Annotated in this window: 9 protein-coding genes; 2 read left to right on the forward strand and 7 right to left on the reverse strand. The window is 64.7% G+C overall.

Annotated features, from left to right (window positions below; all coding sequences use genetic code 11):
• Positions 1–76: 76 nt before the first annotated feature.
• Both ACEOAC_RS14440 and ACEOAC_RS14445 read right to left on the reverse strand, forming a co-directional pair.
• Positions 77–562 (reverse strand): DUF1854 domain-containing protein, encoded by a 486-nt coding sequence (locus tag ACEOAC_RS14440; protein ID WP_006462546.1) that lies wholly within the window; start codon positions 560–562, stop codon positions 77–79.
• 4 nt (positions 563–566) lie between these two features.
• Positions 567–2,843, reverse strand: coding sequence for an ABC transporter ATP-binding protein (locus ACEOAC_RS14445; RefSeq protein WP_413444984.1), 2,277 nt, complete (start codon positions 2,841–2,843; stop codon positions 567–569).
• 660 nt (positions 2,844–3,503) lie between these two features.
• Here ACEOAC_RS14445 and cphA (ACEOAC_RS14450) point away from each other — a divergent pair.
• A complete protein-coding gene (gene cphA / locus ACEOAC_RS14450) occupies positions 3,504–5,702 on the forward strand; it encodes a cyanophycin synthetase (RefSeq protein WP_413628424.1) in 2,199 nt (732 codons plus the stop codon).
• Positions 5,703–5,777: 75 nt separating this feature from the next.
• A complete protein-coding gene (cphA, locus tag ACEOAC_RS14455; RefSeq protein ID WP_413445111.1) occupies positions 5,778–8,351 on the forward strand; it encodes a cyanophycin synthetase in 2,574 nt (857 codons plus the stop codon).
• 105 nt (positions 8,352–8,456) lie between these two features.
• On the opposite strand, the gene def is transcribed toward cphA (ACEOAC_RS14455), so the two are convergent.
• The 5 genes from def to smc form a co-directional block, all read right to left on the reverse strand.
• On the reverse strand, positions 8,457–8,993 hold the full coding sequence (gene def / locus ACEOAC_RS14460) for a peptide deformylase (protein ID WP_241813086.1): 537 nt from the start codon (positions 8,991–8,993) through the stop codon (positions 8,457–8,459).
• Between the two features lie 92 nt (positions 8,994–9,085).
• Entirely contained in the window at positions 9,086–9,976 is an 891-nt protein-coding gene (galU, locus tag ACEOAC_RS14465; protein ID WP_039874777.1) for a UTP--glucose-1-phosphate uridylyltransferase GalU, read from the reverse strand.
• Between the two features lie 119 nt (positions 9,977–10,095).
• On the reverse strand, positions 10,096–12,213 hold the full coding sequence (ligA, locus tag ACEOAC_RS14470) for an NAD-dependent DNA ligase LigA (protein ID WP_413628425.1): 2,118 nt from the start codon (positions 12,211–12,213) through the stop codon (positions 10,096–10,098).
• A gap of 23 nt (positions 12,214–12,236) precedes the next feature.
• Complete coding sequence (locus ACEOAC_RS14475; RefSeq protein WP_413628426.1) at positions 12,237–13,556, reverse strand: cell division protein ZipA C-terminal FtsZ-binding domain-containing protein; 1,320 nt, start codon at positions 13,554–13,556, stop codon at positions 12,237–12,239.
• A 452-nt stretch (positions 13,557–14,008) separates the two neighbouring features.
• Complete coding sequence (gene smc, locus ACEOAC_RS14480; RefSeq protein ID WP_413445463.1) at positions 14,009–17,539, reverse strand: chromosome segregation protein SMC; 3,531 nt, start codon at positions 17,537–17,539, stop codon at positions 14,009–14,011.
• Between the last annotated feature and the right edge of the window lie 33 nt (positions 17,540–17,572).

Genomic DNA, 17,572 nt, shown 5'->3' on the forward strand with positions numbered 1-17,572 from the left:
ATCACTACCCGCAAACGAGAACGGCCCTGACTCAACATCAGGGCCGTTGCTTTTTCCAGCAAAACAGGGAAAAGGATCAGAGGAAACGATCCAGGATCTTGCGACTATGCTTGTCCAGCGCCTTCTGGTCGCGGATCAGGAACTGGATGCCATGGCTGTCGGCAATCAACAGCGCCGGTGCCGCCAGGCGACGGATATCCTCCTCCCCCTTGAGGGTGAAGGTCGTGGTGCCACGGGTGGTCTGTACGGTCCAGTCGCTGGGCGTGGCGAAGGTCGAGACACTGACGATACGCTCGATCTCGGGCATGAATTCGCGGCTGGCCAGCTCTTCCTCGATCAGCTTGCGCGCGTTTCCGGCGAGCTCATCCAGCGTATCGATCCAGGCCAGTTCATGGCCATCGCTGCTGACCAGCGACAGCCCGTGATCCGGCGCGGAGACGGGAAAGGCTCGCACCGGAATCACATTCTCATGGGCCACACCATCGACATCGGTGAGCACCAGGCGGCCGAAGCTGTTGCGTTGCAGTTGCCAGGACGGCTGGGCAATAGTGGTGGTCGTCATGGCTTCAATCGCCCTTCTCATCGTCGCTCACCGACACCTCGGCATCCCCGTCCGGGTTGCGCGCCTGCGCCTGGTAGAGCTTGTAGTAATGCCCTTCGCGGGCCATCAGTTCTTCATGGTTGCCGACCTCCACCACCTGGCCGCGATCCAGCACCACCAGACGGTCGGCCTTGCGCAGCGTGGACAGGCGGTGGGCAATGGCGATCGTGGTCCGGCCCTGCACCAGGTTGTCCAGGGCTTTCTGGATTTCCTTTTCGGTGGTGGTATCGACCGAGGAAGTGGCCTCGTCCAGGATCAGGATGCGCGGATCGATCAGCAGCGCCCGCGCAATCGAGATGCGCTGGCGCTCGCCGCCCGACAGCGCCTGCCCGCGTTCGCCGACCAGCGAGTCGTAACCCTGCGGCAGGCGCAGGATGAATTCGTGGGCATGGGCGGCACGGGCCGCAGCGATGATTTCCTCGCGGGTGGCCTCGGGCTTGCCGTAAGCGATGTTCTCGGCAATCGTGCCGAAGAACAGGAAAGGCTCCTGCAGCACCAGCCCGATGTTACGGCGGTATTCGGAAATCGGCAGCGAACGGATATCCACGCCATCGATGCGGATCGCCCCTTCGGAGACATCGTAGAAGCGGCAGATCAGGTTCACCATGGTCGACTTGCCCGAACCGCTGTGCCCCACCAGGCCGATCATCTCGCCCGGGGCAATCGACAGGCTCATATTGCGGATCACGGCGCGGTTGCCGTAGCGGAAGCCGATATTGCGTACTTCGATGGCACCCTGCACCTTCTCCAGGTGCACCGGGTTGGCCGGTTCCGGCACGCTGGAGACGTGATCCAGGATGTCAAAGATGCGCTTGGCGCCAGCGGCCGCCTTCTGGGTCACCGACACGATGCGGCTCATCGAGTCCAGGCGCGTGTAGAAGCGGCTAATGTAGGCCAGGAAGGCCGTCAGCACACCCACCGTGATCTGGTTGCTGGAGACCTGCCAGATCCCGAACACCCATACCACCAGCAGACCCACTTCGGTCAGGAAGGTGACGGTCGGCGTAAACAGCGACCAGATCTTGTTGACCCGGTCATTGACCATCAGGTTGTGGCGGTTGGCCTCGCGAAAACGGGCCACTTCGCGCTTTTCCTGGGCGAAGGCCTTGACCACGCGGATGCCGGGGATGGTATCGGCCAGCACGTTGGTCACCTCAGACCAGATGCGGTCGATCTTCTCGAAGCCGTGGCGCAGGCGGTCGCGCACCACATGGATCATCCAGGCGATGAAGGGCAGCGGCAACAGGGTCACCAGCGCCAGCCAGGGGTTGATGGAGATCAGGATGGCCGCCGTCATGATGATCATCAACACATCGATGGCGAAGTCCAGCAGGTGCAGCGAAAGGAAGACGCAGATGCGGTCGGTCTCGGAGCCGATGCGGGCCATCAGGTCACCGGTCCGCTTGCCGCCGAAATATTCCTGCGACAGCCGCAGCAGGTGCGCATAGGTGGTGGTGCGCAGGTCGGCCCCGATGCGCTCGGACACCAGCGCCAGGATATAGGTCCGTGCCCAGCCCAGGCCCCAGGCCAGCAGCGCCGCGCCCAGCAGGCCTGACAGATAGAGCGTGGCCAGATGGGTATCGATGGGCGTGCCGTTCTGGAACGGGATCAGCACATTGTCCATCAGCGGCATGGTCATGTAGGGCGGCACCAGCGTCGCCGCCGTCGAGGCCAGCGTCAGCAGGAAGCCCAGCAGAAGCGACCCCTTGTAGGGCTTGGCAAAGCGCGACAGGCGGAACAGCGCCCAGGTGGACGGCGGCGCCTCCTTGGTCTCGGGGCAGATGGAACAGGTTTCCTGGCCTTCCGGCAGGACCGCCTTGCAGGTCGGGCAGACGTCGCCCTCTTCCTCGACCTGCACGCCCGAGGCCAGCAGGTCGCGTTGCTGCTCGAACAACTTGATCAGGCGCAGCGCCTGCGGGTTCTGCGCCAGCGTGTAGCGCCAGGCCGCCAGGCGGCCGGCGCCGTCGCACAGTTCCAGCGTGCCCACGCCGGCGTGGTCGTGGTGCTTCAATTGCAGATCGGGCCCGTAGGTCCATTCCTGCCAGACGCGACCATCGGCAGAGCTGGAGAGCAGGCGGCGTTCGGTCGCCAGCACCAAAGTGCGGGAGAATTGCAGCTGGGCGTCCAGGTCCAGCTCCAGCCAGGCCAGCACGGCTTCGCCGGGCGCCAGGCGGGCAGCAGTTTCCGTTTGCCAGCGCTCGGGCAGGCTGGCGGTCGCGGAAGGATGTGAGTCAGTAGTCATGTAACGGCAACGTTGAGGCCCGAAGTGAGCAGTTTGGCTATTGTTTTATGGATGAGCAGGTCTCGCCGGACCGCTTGCAACGCCTCAGCGGCGAGCAGCGCGCGATTATAGCGCAGCGCCCCGCAGCCCCTGCCTGCGTCGCGCACCCCGGATAGGCGACAAGCTTCACCCGATAACGCGAGAACCGGCAAAACGGTGCACCAGAGCAGAGATTGAGCGCAATTTTCCCGCCAAATGCGAATGCCGGGAGCACCTGAGCGCCGCGTTTTTTGCGCCAGGCGTGCCACGGGGAGAAACAGTCTGCGACAATATCGTTCACTTCCCATCCCCCAGCATCAGCATACAGATGACTTTTGTGCCCTTTCTGCGCCCATTTGAGCGGTCTCCCGGATCGGGGCCAGGCCGCCAGCGTTCTTCCCGACAAGAAAATCCAGGGTCGTTCTGTCGTATCCAGTAAACCAAACGCCGCCCTGCGCGTTAGTGAACCATGCGTTATTCTGACAGAGTGCTGACCGGTCTGCGCCGGGCTTCACATGAGGGCGGCGACAAATGCATCTGCAGTACAGGCAGCATGGGCAAAACGGGCAACTTCAGCATTTCAGAATTTCAGCAGCTTCAGCAATCCAGGCTTAGGCCAACACAGCGGCACACCAACCACACATGAAAAATATCGAATTCCTCCGTTTCCTGAACCTCAAGGGTCCGAACATCTGGACTTACCGTTCCGCTCTCGAAGTGTGGATCGATATCGGCGAACTGGAAGACTGCCCCTCCAACACCATTCCCGGCTTCCCGGACCGCCTGACCACCTGGCTGCCGACCCTGATCGAACACCGCTGCAGCTATGAAGAGCGCGGCGGCTTCGTGCGTCGCCTGCACGAGGGCACCTGGCCCGGTCACATCCTGGAACACGTCACCCTGGAACTGCAGAACCTGGCCGGCCTGCCCGGCGGCTTCGGCAAGGCCCGCGAAACCAATGTGCGCGGCGTCTACAAGGTAGTGGTGCGCGCCCGCCACGAAACCGTCACCCGCGCCGCCCTCTTCGCCGCCCGCGATCTGGTGATGGCCGCCATCGAAGACCGTCCCTACGACCTCGACGGCACCCTCTCCAAGCTGCGCCGCATGGTCGACCGCCTGTGCCTGGGTCCCAGCACGGCCTGCATCGTGGACGCCGCCGACGAGCGCCGCATCCCCACCATCCGCCTGTCCGAAGGCAACCTGGTGCAACTGGGCCACGGCTGCAAGTCGCGTCGCATCTGGACCGCCGAATCCGACCAGACCAGCGCCATTGCCGAAGGCATTTCGCGCGACAAGGACCTGACCAAGTCGCTGCTGGAAACCTGCGGCGTGCCGGTCCCTGAAGGTCGTCTGGTGGAAAGCCCGGAAGACGCCTGGGAGGCCGCCCAGGACATCGGCCTGCCGGTGGTGGTCAAGCCCTGCGACGCCAACCATGGCCGCGGCGTCTTCATTGACCTCAATACCCGCGAAGAAATCGAAACCGCCTACAAGGTCGCGCTGGAAGAAGGCAGCGGCGTGCTGGTCGAACGCTTCGTGCCGGGCCTGGAACACCGCCTGCTGATCGTGGGCGGCAAGCTGGCCGCCGCCGCCCGTGGCGAACCCATCTTCATCGTCGGCGATGGCAAGTCCACCGTCCAGGACCTGCTGGACGAGCTGAACCGCGACCCGCGTCGTGGCCTGCTGGAAGAACACCTGCTGGACCCGGTGCTGCTGGAACGCGAACCGGCCGCCGCGCTGGAACTGCAACGCCAGGGCCTGACCACCGAATCGGTCCCCGCCGCCGGCCGCCGCATCCTGCTGCTGCGCAACGGCAACGTCTCTTCCGACATCACCGATCTGGTCCACCCCAGCGTGGCCGCCGCCGCCTCGCTGGCCGCACGCATCGTCGGCCTGGACATCGCCGGCGTGGACATCGTGGCCGAAGACATCTCGCGCCCGCTGGCCGATCAGGGCGGTGCCATCGTCGAGGTCAATGCCGGCCCCGGCCTGCTGATGCATCTCAAGCCCTCCGACGGCAAGCCGCGTCCGGTCGGTGAAGCCATCATCGACAACCTGTTCGGCCCGGAAGAAAACGGTCGCATCCCCATCGTCGGCGTCACCGGCACTCACGGCAAGACCACCATCTCGCGCCTGATCGCGCGCATCGTGCACCTCTCGGGCAAGCATGTGGGCCTGGCCTGCGGCGATGGACTGTACTTCGGTGAACGCCAGATCGAGCGTGGCAACCGCGCCAACTGGGACGCAGCTCACCGCGTGCTGTTGAACCGTGCGGTGGAAGCCGCCGTGTTCGAGAACGGCAGCGCCTCCATCCTGGCCGAAGGCCTGGCCTATGACCGCTGCCTGGTGGGCGTGGTCGCCAACATCGACCCCGACGACAGCCTGCCCGAGTTCTACATCGAGAACGCCGAACAGATCGCCACCAAGGTCAAGCGTACCCAGGTGGACCTGGTGTTGCCCGATGGCGCGGCCGTGCTCAATGCCGACGACCCGCTGGTGGCGGACATGGCCCAGCTGTGCGATGGCGAGGTGATCTTCTTCGGCACCGATCCGGCCTCCGAACTGCTGGCCGGCCATCTGAAGGAAGGTGGCCGCGCCGTGTTCCTGCGCGATGGCGACCTGATCCAGGCCGACGGTGAACGCGAATGCAAGGTCAGCTCGGTGGATGCCATTCCGCTGACCGAAAACGGCGCCGTCGCCTACCAGGTCGAGAACGTGCTGGCCGCCGTGGGCGCAGCCTGGGCGCTGGGTATCAGCCCCGAGGTGATCCGCGCCGGCATCGAGCTCTTCGGTACCGAACGGGCCGAAGAGCAAGGCCTGAAGTTCAAGAGCCAGGTGGCCTGAGCCATCGGCTTGGACTGCATCCGCACTGCAAGACAGACAGATTCAAGATCAAGAGACACCTAGGAAAACTTGTCCATGGACGTATCCCGCATTCGCGCCCTGCGCGGCCCCAATCTCTGGAGCAGACACACTGCCATCGAAGCCATCGTTTCCTGCCCGGAACACGAGCGCGTCATCGACGACATGCCCGGCTTCGAACTGCGCCTGCGCGCCCGCTTCCCGCAAATCGGCTTCCTCGAACCCGACGGCGGCAAGCAGGTGGTGTCGATGGCCCACGCGCTGGCGGCCGCGGCCCTGGCCCTGCAATCGCAGGCCGGCTGTCCGGTGACCTTCAGCCGCACGGTGTCCACCGTCGAGACCGGCATCTACCAGGTGGTGGTGGAATACAGCGAAGAGGAAGTCGGCCGCCTGGCCTTCGACCTGGCGCTGGAACTGGTGCAGGCGGCCCAGGCTGATGCGCCCTTCGACCTGACCGCCGCGCTCACCCGCATCCGCGAGCTGGACGAAGATGTCCGCCTGGGGCCCTCCACCGGCTCCATCGTCAATGCCGCCATCAAGCGTGGCATTCCCTATCGCCGCCTGACCCAGGGCAGCATGGTGCAGTTCGGCTGGGGTAGCCGTCAGAAGCGCATCCAGGCCGCTGAGACCAGCAACACCAGCGCCATCGCCGAATCCATCGCCCAGGACAAGGACCTGACCAAGATGCTGTTGCACGCCGCTGGCGTGCCGGTGCCCAACGGCCGCGTGGTCACCACGGCCGAAGACGCGCTCAAGGCGGCCGAGGAAATCGATTCGGCCGTGGTCATCAAACCGCTGGACGGCAACCAGGGCAAGGGTGTGGCGGTCAACATCAGCACCCCGGAACAGATCACCCGCGCCTTCAACAACGCCGCCCTGATCAGCGATGAAGTGATCGTCGAGCGCTACCTGCCCGGCCACGACTTCCGCCTGCTGGTGATCGGCAAGACCCTGGTGGCGGCCGCCCGCCGCGACCCGCCGCAAGTCATCGGCGATGGCGTGCACACCATCCGCCAGCTGATCGACCAGGTCAACGCCGACCCGCTGCGCGGCGATGGCCACGCCACCTCGCTGACCAAGATCCGCCTGGACGACATCGCCCTGCTGGTGCTGTCGGGCCAGAACCTGGAACCCGAATCCATCCCCGCCCAGGGAGTACGCGTGGTCCTGCGCAACAACGCCAACCTGTCCACCGGCGGCACTGCCACCGATGTCACCGACGACGTCCATCCCGACGTGGCGGCACGCGCCATTGCGGCGGCCCAGATGGTGGGGCTGGACATCTGCGGCGTGGACGTGGTCTGCAACTCGGTCCACATGTCGCTGGAAGAGCAAGGCGGCGGCATCGTCGAAGTCAATGCCGCGCCAGGCCTGCGCATGCATCTCTCGCCCTCCTACGGCAAGGCGCGCGATGTCGGTGAAGCCATCGTCTCGACCATGTACGACGATGGCGACGATGGTCGCATCCCCGTGGTGGCCGTGGCTGGTACCAACGGCAAGACCACCACCGTGCGCCTGATCACCCATCTGCTGGCCAAGACCGGCCTGCGCGTGGGCATGACCAATACCGATGGCGTCTATATCGACGGCCTGCGTACCGACACCGGCGACTGCAGCGGCCCGCGCAGCGCCCGCAACGTGCTGTTCCACCCGGAAGTCGATGCGGCCGTGCTGGAAACCGCACGTGGCGGCGTACTGCGTGAAGGCCTGGGCTTTGATCGCTGTGCCGTGGCCGTGGTCACCAACATCGGCATGGGCGACCACCTGGGCCTGTCCTACATCAGCACCGTGGAAGACCTGGCCGTGGTCAAGCGCGTCATCGTCGAGAACGTCGCACCGACCGGCACGGCCGTGCTCAATGCAGCCGATCCGATGGTGGCCAAGATGGCGGCCTCCTGCCCCGGTTCGGTGACCTTCTTCGCGCTCGATCCCAGCCACCCCATCATGGCCACCCATCGCGCCCAGGGCCATCGCATCGTCTATCGCGATGGCGACGCCATCGTGGCCGCCCAGGGCAGCTTCGAAAAACGCCTGAAGCTCGCCGGCATCCCCCTGACCCGTGCCGGCGCCATCGGCTTCCAGGTCGAGAACGTGATGGCTTCGGTCGGCGCGGCATGGGCCCTGGACCTGGACTGGGAGCAGATCACCGGCGCCCTGGCCAGCTTCATCAGCGACAGCGGCACCGCACCGGGCCGCTTCAACCTGTTCGATTACAAGGGCGCCACCCTGATCGCCGACTATGGCCACAATCCGGACGCCATCCAGGCCCTGATCAAGGCTGTCGACAGCATGCCCGCCAAGCGTCGCTCGGTGGTCATCAGCGGTGCCGGTGACCGGCGCGATGTCGACATCACCCGCCAGACCGAACTGCTGGGCGATGCCTTCGATGAGGTGGTGCTGTATCAGGACCAGTGCCAGCGCGGCCGTGAAGATGGAGAAGTGATCGCCCTGCTGCGCCAGGGTCTGGAAAAGGCCAGCCGCACCAGCGACATCAAGGAAATCGACGGCGAATTCATCGCCATCGATACCGCCCTGGCGTCGCTGCAGCCGGGTGACCTGTGCCTGATCCTGATCGACCAGGTGGAAGAGGCGCTGGCGCACATCGACGCCCGCGTGAAGGAAAGCCACTGACCGCGACCGTACACCCGCCTGGCGGGTGATGCAAAAAGCGAAAAAGCATCCCGGCGCCGTGCCGGGATGCTTTTTTTACGACCGCCTCAAGCGCAAGACCGGGATTCAGTCGTCCTGATTGGGGTCAAGCTCGGGGAACAGCACTTCGGTAAAGCCGAACTGCCGGAAGTCGCGAATGCGCATCGGGTACAGGATGCCCTGCAGATGGTCGCACTCGTGCTGCACCACGCGGGCGTGGAAACCCTCCACGGTGCGGTCGATCAGCTTGCCGTTCTGGTCCACGCCCTGGTAGCGCAGACGGCTCCAGCGCGGTACCACGCCGCGCATGCCGGGCACCGACAGGCAGCCCTCCCAGCCCTCCTCTTCCTGGTCGGACAGGGGCGTCAGGATGGGGTTGATCAGTACCGTCTCGGGCACGGCCGGGGCGTCCGGATAGCGCTGATTGTGGCCGAAGCCGAAGATCACCAGCTGCAGATCGATACCGATCTGGGGCGCCGCCAGTCCCGCACCGTTGACGGCGCGCATGGTCTCGAACATGTCATCGACCAGCCGCGCCAGCTCGGGCGTGCCGAACTCGGTCACTGGCTGCGCCTGGCGCAGCAGGCGCGGGTCGCCCATCTTGAGAATCTCACGTATCGCCATTCATTTTCTCCATGAAAGACGCCCGGTCGGGCCGGGCGTCAGGGTGTGAGCACATCAGGGCATCATCATGGTCGCGCCATGCGAGCTCATCTTCAGCGCTGCTTGTTCGCCACTTCCTGCAGGTACTCGGAAAAGGCCGGGCCGGTTTCCGGGTGCTTCAGGCCCATGGCCACCATGGCCTTCAGGTAACCCAGCTTGGAACCGCAATCATAACGCTGCCCTTGGTAACGATAGGCCAGAACCGACTCGGCCTGCATCAGCTTGGCGATGCCGTCGGTCAGCTGGATTTCGCCGCCGGCACCGCGGGGGATGTTTTCCAGGTAGTGGAAGATGCGGCTGTTGAGCACATAGCGACCCACCACCGCCAGCGTGGACGGTGCCTCTTCCGGCGCCGGCTTCTCGACGATGGCGTTGATGCGTTCCAGATCGGGCTGGTAAGGCGTGGCACTGACGATACCGTATTGGCGGGTATCGCTCTTGGGCACTTCCTGCACGGCCAGCATGCTCATGCCTTCGCGGGCATAGATGTCGGTCATCTGCGCCAGCACCGGCTTGACACCGTCGTCGGTATCCATGAAGTCGTCGGCCAGCAGGATGGCGAAAGGTTCCTCGCCCACCACCGGACGGGCGCACAGCACGGCGTGGCCCAGGCCCAGTGGTTCGGACTGCCGGATGAAGATGCAATTGACGTTCTTGGGTACCACGTTCTGGACGATTTCCAGCAGCTTCTTCTTGCCGGCCGCCTCCAGTTCGCTTTCCAGCTCATAGGCCTTGTCGAAGTGGTCTTCGATGGCGCGCTTGTTGCGGCCAGTGATGAACACCATCTCGGTGATGCCGGCGGCCACCGCCTCTTCGACAGCGTAATGGATCAGCGGCTTGTCGACGATGGGCAGCATTTCCTTGGGCTGTGCCTTGGTGGCGGGCAGGAAGCGGCTGCCGAGACCGGCGACGGGAAAGACGGCTTTCTTGATCTTCTTGATCATCATGACTCCGAGGTAGGAATGGGTCTTGGTAGTGCGTTATCGTCTGCTTTGGCAGAGCAGCCCCGACTGAACGGGAATGTCATGGTGGCGCATTGTATATGAATAAAAAGACAAGGTAATTACGCCAGGTTGTCAGCGTTGTCAGCGTCGCCGCCTTCACTGTCCGCATCGCCCGCACCACCCTCGCCTGCACACAGTGCCTTCAGAGCGTCCTCGTCCAGGATGGTCAGCCCCAGCTCTTCGGCCTTGGCCAGCTTGCTGCCGGCGTCGGCGCCGGCCACCACGTAGCTGGTCTTCTTGGACACCGAGCCCGACACCTTGCCGCCGGCCGCCTCAATCAACTGCGAGGCCTGGTCACGCGACAGGTTGGGCAGGCTGCCGGTCAACACGAAGGTCTTGCCGGCCAGATGCTTGGCGCCGGCCTCCACGCCCGCACTTTCGGGCCAGTGTACGCCGACTGCACGCAATTGCTCGACCAGTTCCACGTTGAGCGGATCACTGAAGAAGGCGCGCAGCGAACTGGCCACCACCGGGCCGATGTCGGCCACTTCCAGCAATTGCTCTTCGCTGGCGACCAGCAGCTTGTCGATGCCGCCGAAATGGCGTGCCAGCTCCTTGGCTGTGGCCTCGCCCACGTGACGGATGCCCAGCGCATAGATGAAGCGCGCCAGCGTGGTGGCCTTGGACTTCTGCAGTGCGTCCAGCACGTTCTGTGCCGATTTCTCGGCCATGCGATCCAGTTCGGACAGAGCCGACAGGCCCAGCCGATAGAGGTCGGCCGGGGTGTTGACCACCTTGCGATCAACCAGTTGTTCCACCAGTTGCTCGCCCAGCCCCTCGATATCCATGGCGCGACGCGAGGCGAAATGCTGCAGGCCGCCCTTGCGCTGCGCAGCGCACTTGAGCCAGCCCCCGGAACAACGCGCCACCGCCTCATCCTCGGCACGCACGATGGGCGAGCCGCACACCGGGCAGGCCGTCGGCATGACGAAGGCACGGGCGTCGACCGGGCGCTTCTCGGGCACATAGGCGACCACTTCCGGGATCACGTCACCGGCACGCCGCACGATGACGGTGTCGCCGATCTGGATGTCCTTGCGGCGTACCTCGACCTCGTTATGCAGGGTGGCATTGGTGACCGTCACGCCGCCCACGAAGACCGGATTGAGGCGCGCCACCGGCGTGATGGCACCGGTGCGGCCGACCTGCACCTCGATGTCCTGCACCACCGTCAGCGCTTCCTGCGCCGGGAATTTATGGGCCAGCGCAAAGCGCGGCGCGCGCGAAACAAAGCCCAGGTATTTTTGCTGGTCCAGCCGGTCTACCTTGTAGACCACGCCGTCGATCTCGTAGGGCAGGCTGTCGCGCTTGGCGCCGATGCCGCGGAAGAAATCCAGCAGCCCGGCCGCACCCGTGACCACGGCGCGCTCCTTGCACACCGGCAGGCCCAGTTCCTGGTACCAGTCCAGCAGCGCCGAATGCGAAGCCGGCATCTCGGCACCTTCCAGCACGCCGATGCCATAGGCGAAGAAGCGCAGCGTGCGCTGGGCGGTGATGCGCGAATCCAGCTGGCGCAGGCTGCCGGCAGCGGCATTGCGGGGGTTGGCAAACTCCTTCTGCCCGGCATCGCGCTGACGCTGGTTCAGGCGGGCGAAATCGCTCTTGTACATCAGCACTTCGCCGCGCACGTCGATCACCTGCGGCACCTGTGCGCCATGCAAGCGCAGGGGAATGGCGCGCACGGTGCGGATGTTGGCGGTAACGTTTTCGCCAGTCGTACCGTCGCCCCGGGTGGCAGCCTGGACCAGCACGCCGTTTTCGTAACGCAGGCTGATGGCCAGGCCGTCGAACTTCAGCTCGGTGGCATAGCGCACTTCCTGCAGGCTTTCCAGCCCGTCGCGTACCCGTTTATCGAAGGCTTCGATGTCTTCATCGGAAAAACCATTGCCCAGCGACAGCATCGGCACTTCATGGCGCACCGGCTCGAATTGCGGCAAGGGTCCGGCCCCGACGCGCTGGGTGGGGGAATCGGGGGTGAGCAGTTCGGGGTGGGCGGTTTCCAGCGCCTGCAGTTCCTGGAACAGCCGGTCATATTCGGCATCCGGAATGCTCGGCTGGTCCAGCACGTAGTAGCTGTGATTGTGGCGATTCAGGTCGGCGCGCAGCGCGAAGGCGCGCACCAGCCAGTCCGGCGCCCCTTGCGGGGGCCGGCCGGCGGAAAACAGATCTGCTTGCATCGTGGAGGAGTAGGAACGGGGCCTTAGCTGAACAGGCGCAAGGCACGGGTGGAGCCGGCTGCGATCTCGGCCGATTCCATGGCGCTGTAGAAGGCGGCGACCTGTTCGGCGATATCGGCCAGGGCTTCATCGGAAAGGGGCTGGTCGCTGTCGTCGACGATCACGCCACCCAGGCGCTGGGCCAGCGAACGGGCGCAGCCCACCAGGGCGCCATAGCCGTCACGTGCCGGGGACACCCGCGGCACATCCAGCAGCAGCGTCAGGCGGTCGGTGGTCTCGTCGGTCGGCGTGGCATTGGTGGAGAGTGCAAAGAGTACTTCGCCCTCGCCGTCCTGCATCACCAGGAAGCCTTCGGTGCGACGGTCGAAGCCCTGACGGGTCAGCGCCGCCAGCAGCGTCGCCAGGCTCCACGGCGCACCTTGCGAGCGCACATTCACCGACAGCTGGACATCATGGTCGGCGATGAACTGGTGCAGCGCCTGGGCGGTACGGATCACGTCGGGCATGTCCGGCAGTTCCGGTTCGCCTGAGAGCGAATCGGTCAGGTCACGCAGGCGCATGACCAGTTCCGAGTATTCGATTTCGTTGAGGGCATTGCTGCGGTTGGCCAGCTGCGCACCAGCCAGCAACGCGGTGTAGATGCCGCCATGGGCCACGGCTTCCCAGTCGCCCTCGGCGGTGCGGCCGATGAAGTGCACCGGCTTGTTGCCGACATGGCGCAGGTTCTGCAGCAGCGGCAGCAGCTTGTCGCCGCGCAGGGGGTTGTCCAGGGCGATGGGGATGTTGCAGTCGATGAGTTCATCGACCGGTAGCTCGCGGCGCGGCGCCAGGCGCGCCTGCATTTCGGGCGGCGGCGTGAAGGCGGGCGCGGCTTCGATCTGGTCTTCGGCACCGGCGATGACCTGGGCCACGGTCGATTGCGGGGCTTGCGCCAGGGCCTCGCCCAGCACCGCCTCGTCGGCGACGCGGGGCAGCTCGCCGGCCGGCGGCTCGCCCAGGAAGGGTTCACGCGGCTCGAACTCGGCCTGGTCCTGGTAAGCCTTCACCGGCGCCGGCACGGGCTTGCGCTCGGGAATATCGTAGAGGGAGGGCTCGGTGCGCTCGGCCGTTTCCTCGGCCAGGGCCGAGGAGCCGGCAGCGGCACGCTCGCCCTGCGGCGCGGCGAACACCGGTTCAATGGCCGAGGGCTCGTCCGGCGACATCAGCACATCGTCATGGGACGAAGAGAAGGCGCGCTCGACGGTCTTGCGCGCCTTGTGTTCCTGCCATTTGTTGTAGGAGATGACACCGACGACGAAGACGCCGCCGAGAATGATCAGGCTGGTCTGGAGATCCATCATCATGCTGCACGACCTTTCAGGCTATCTGGCTGGGGGGCGCCATCATGGGCGCCGCAGGGCATGGTCGGCTGGGAGAAGCTGCTCATCGAAGAAATCCGAATCCTATCAATCCAAGAAGGCCGACCGCGGCCGCCGGTAAATGCGCGTCCGTCGCTGCCACGCTCGGCATTGCTGCGCCGCCATCGGCGTCGGCCAGGCAGGCGGACATCGGGCGCGTCGGACAGAAGGAGTACGGCAAGATCGCGGTCAAGATATTGTTATTTTCCATGGCCCGTGGGGGCCGAGAATCGAAGCTACTGCGAACGCTGCGGCAAACGCAGCGCCGACCCGACACCGGCTGGGCAGACGCCCGGACCGGGCCGGTCGACAAGTTTTTCAGGGTACGGTCGCGCCCCCTGCTTGTCAAGCCGACAAAGACCTTGGCACTGCTAGCAAAAGGCATCCCGCACCCGACATCAGGCCGCCTGCTCGGCGCTGGAGAAGTTGGCGGCCGACTCCATGTCCACCGCCACGATGCGCGACACGCCCTGCTCCTGCATGGTCACCCCGATCAACTGCTGCGCCATTTCCATGGCGATCTTGTTGTGGGAGATGAACAGGAACTGGGTATGGTCGGACATGCGCTTGACCATGTTGGCGAAGCGTTCGGTGTTGGCATCGTCCAGCGGCGCGTCGACCTCGTCGAGCAAGCAGAACGGCGCCGGGTTCAGCTGGAACATGGAAAACACCAGGGCGGTCGCAGTCAGCGCCTTCTCGCCACCCGAGAGCAGGTGGATGGTGGCGTTCTTCTTGCCCGGCGGCTGCGCCATGACCTGCACGCCGGAATCCAGGATCTCGTCGCCAGTCATGATGAGTTTGGCCTGGCCACCGCCGAAGAGCACCGGGAACAGCTCCGAGAAGTGGTGATTGACCTTGTCGAAGGTGTCTTGCAGCAGGTCGCGGGTTTCCATGTCGATCTTGTGGATCGCATCCTGCAGGGTGGTAATGGCTTCGTTCAGATCGGCATGCTGCGCATCCAGGAAGTGCTTGCGCTCGGAAGCCGTGGCCAGTTCATCCAGCGCGGCCAGGTTGACCGCGCCCAGTGCCGCGATGGCATTGGTCAGGCGGGTCACTTCGCCTTGCAGGTAGGACGGGCGCATGTCGCTGGTCAGCTTCTCGGACAGCGCGGCCTCGTCGGCCTGGGTCTGGGCCAGGGCTTCGGAGAACTGTTCCTGGTTCAGGCGCGCGGCCTGTTCCTTCAGCTGCAGTTCCGTGATGCGGTCGCGCTGCGGCTGCAGGCTGCGTTCGGCCTGCATGCGGCTTTCTTCATGCGAGCGCAATTGCTGGGACAGCTGGTCCAGTTCGTGACGGGCATCGGCCAGTGCGCGTTCCTGCTCGCTGCGACGGTCCAGCAACTCCTGCAGGCCGGCCTGGGCGGCCTGGTCGTCCAGGCTTTCCAGCTCCAGCGAGCCTTGCTGCATGCTGGCGAACAATTGCGCCGCCTGTTCCAGGGCGGTGGCGATGCCGCGCTTCAATTCCTCGATCTTGTTGCGATGCGACTTCTCGGCGAACTCGGTCTCCTGGGCCGCACGCTCCAGTTCGCGCAGGCGGGTCCGCGCGTCGTTGAGCTGCTGCTCCTTGTTCAGGTAATCGGTCTGGCCGTTTTCGTGCTGCTCCTGCAGCTCGGCCAGTTCGATATCGAGTTCCTCGAAGCGCGCTTCGGATTCGGCCTGGACCTGCTGCTGTTCGGCTTCCTGCATGCCGATTTCTTCCAGGTCGGTGGCGATCTGGGTGCTGCGCTGGTTGAAGCGCTCCTGCACCTCGGCCAGCTTCATCACTTCGATCTGCAGGCTGTGTGCCGACTGGGTCAGGGAGTTGACGCGCTGGCGCAGTTCCTGCAGACGCTGCGAAGCACCCGACAAGGCCGCCTCGGCGCGCACGGCGCGGCCCTTGGCTTCCTCGGCCAGCATGGACTGGGCACGCTGCTGCTTGGTGATGTTCTCGATTTCCTGCTGGCGCGCCAGCATGCCGTCCTGCTCCGAATCGGAGGCATAGAAGCGCACGCTGGAATTGCTCACCACATGGCCCTGACGGGTCACGAAGAGACCACCCAGCGGCAGCTTCGAACGTTCGGCAAAGGCGGTAGCCGTATCGTCGGCGATGTAGATGTGATTGAGCCAGTCGTTCATCAGGGCGCGCAGGCCCGGATCGTTCAGCTGCAGCAGGCCCACGAAGGGCTTCAGGCCGGCGACCGGCTGCGCGTCCGGCTGGGCCAGCCCGGCATTGGGGGCGTACAGCGCCAGCTTGGCCGGCGGTGCATCGCTGAAGAAGGCCTTGGCCCAGTCCAGGTTGGACATTTCCAGGGCCGACATGCGCTCGCGCAGCACCGCTTCCAGCGCGGTCTCCCAGCCAGATTCGATGTGCAGCTTCTGCCACAGGCGCGGCAGTTCGGCCAGGCCGTGCTTTTCCAGCCAGGGCTGGACCTTGCCTTGCGCCTGCACGCTTTCCTGCAACTGCTTCAGGGCGCTCAGGCGAGCTTCCAGCTGGGCGTTGGCCGAGGTTTCCTTGCTCACCAGTTCCTGGGCCGTGCGGCGCTCTTCTTCCAGGCGCGGCAACTGCTCCTGCGCCTCTTCGAGATACATGCTGGCCTCTTCCAGCGAGGCCTGCTTCTCTTCCAGCTGCATGCGCAGGTTGGACAGGTGCGTCTCGTCGGGCAGGGCCATGCCGTTCTTTTCCTGCATCAGCCGCTCGCGGCGGGCCGCCAGGCCGGAGAGGATGTTGGAGGCATTGCGCTGGTGCGTCGATTGCAGCTCGATCTGCTGCTGCACCTGCATGATCTTGCCGCGCGATTCGGTGGTCTTCAGTTGAGACTCGCGCCAGGCGGCTTCCAGCGAGGGCAGGCGGTCGCTGGTGTCCTGCACGGCGTGCTGGGCCTGCTCCACGCGCATGCCGAATTCTTCCAGCTGGATTTCGGCCTCGGCCAGTTCTTCCTGCTGCTGCGTGCCCTGGCGCTGCCACTGGTCACGCTGCGCGCCCAGGGAGTTCAACTGGGCCTGCAGGCGGTTGCGCGATTCGATGACGAACTTGATCTGCGCTTCCAGGCTGCCGATCTCGGAGTTGGTCTGGTACAGGTGACCCTGCGCCTGGTGCAGGCGGTCGCCGGCGCCATAGTGGGCCTGGCGCATGTGCTCCAGTTCGGTCTCGACGTGGCGCAGCTTGGCGGTCTGCTCTTCCAGGTCGATCTGGGCGCGTTCGATTTCCTTGAAGAACTTTTCCTGCTCGGCCTTGGCTTCGTTCTTGCGCAGCAGCCACAGCAGCTTCTGCTTTTCTTCCTGATCGTTCTGCAGCTCATGGAATTTCTTGGCCACGGCGGCCTGGGCTTCCAGCTTTTCCAGGTTGGCGTTGAGCTCGCGCAGGATGTCTTCCAGGCGGGTCAGGTTTTCGGTGGTGTCGTGCAGGCGGTTCTCGGTCTCGCGGCGGCGCTCCTTGTACTTGGAGACTCCGGCGGCTTCTTCCAGGAAGATGCGCAGCTCTTCGGGGCGCGCTTCGATGATGCGCGAGATCATGCCCTGGCCGATGATGGCGTAGGCGCGCGGACCCAGGCCGGTACCGAGGAAGATGTCCTGGATGTCGCGGCGACGCACCGACTGGTTGTTGATGTAGTAGGACGAGGTGCCGTCGCGGGTCAGGGTGCGCTTGACGGCGATTTCGGCATATTGGCCCCATTGGCCGGCCGCCTTGCCGGCGGAATTGTCGAACACCAGTTCGACCGAGGCGCGCCCGGCCGGCTTGCGGTGGGTGGAGCCGTTGAAGATGACGTCCTGCATCGACTCGCCGCGCAGTTCCGAAGCCTTGGACTCGCCCAGCACCCAGCGCACGGCGTCGATGATGTTGGATTTGCCGCAGCCGTTGGGTCCGACCACGCCTACCAGCTGCCCCGGAACCTGGAAATGCGTAGGCTCGACGAAGGACTTGAATCCAGATAATTTGATGGAAGTTAGACGCACGTTATCGACAAATTAGAACAATTGAGGGAAAGC

This window comes from Herbaspirillum frisingense (assembly GCF_047325095.1).
GTDB classification, from domain to species: domain Bacteria; phylum Pseudomonadota; class Gammaproteobacteria; order Burkholderiales; family Burkholderiaceae_D; genus Herbaspirillum; species Herbaspirillum frisingense.

Excerpts from the sequence above, each read along its gene's own strand:
- ACEOAC_RS14440 (WP_006462546.1), bottom strand. The coding sequence starts at position 562 with ATGACGACCACCACTATTGCCCAGCCGTCCTGGCAACTGCAACGCAAC.
- ACEOAC_RS14445 (WP_413444984.1), bottom strand. The coding sequence starts at position 2,843 with ATGACTACTGACTCACATCCTTCCGCGACCGCCAGCCTGCCCGAGCGC.
- cphA (WP_413628424.1), top strand. The coding sequence starts at position 3,504 with ATGAAAAATATCGAATTCCTCCGTTTCCTGAACCTCAAGGGTCCGAAC.
- cphA (WP_413445111.1), top strand. The coding sequence starts at position 5,778 with ATGGACGTATCCCGCATTCGCGCCCTGCGCGGCCCCAATCTCTGGAGC.
- def (WP_241813086.1), bottom strand. The coding sequence starts at position 8,993 with ATGGCGATACGTGAGATTCTCAAGATGGGCGACCCGCGCCTGCTGCGC.
- galU (WP_039874777.1), bottom strand. The coding sequence starts at position 9,976 with ATGATCAAGAAGATCAAGAAAGCCGTCTTTCCCGTCGCCGGTCTCGGC.
- ligA (WP_413628425.1), bottom strand. The coding sequence starts at position 12,213 with ATGCAAGCAGATCTGTTTTCCGCCGGCCGGCCCCCGCAAGGGGCGCCG.
- ACEOAC_RS14475 (WP_413628426.1), bottom strand. The coding sequence starts at position 13,556 with ATGATGATGGATCTCCAGACCAGCCTGATCATTCTCGGCGGCGTCTTC.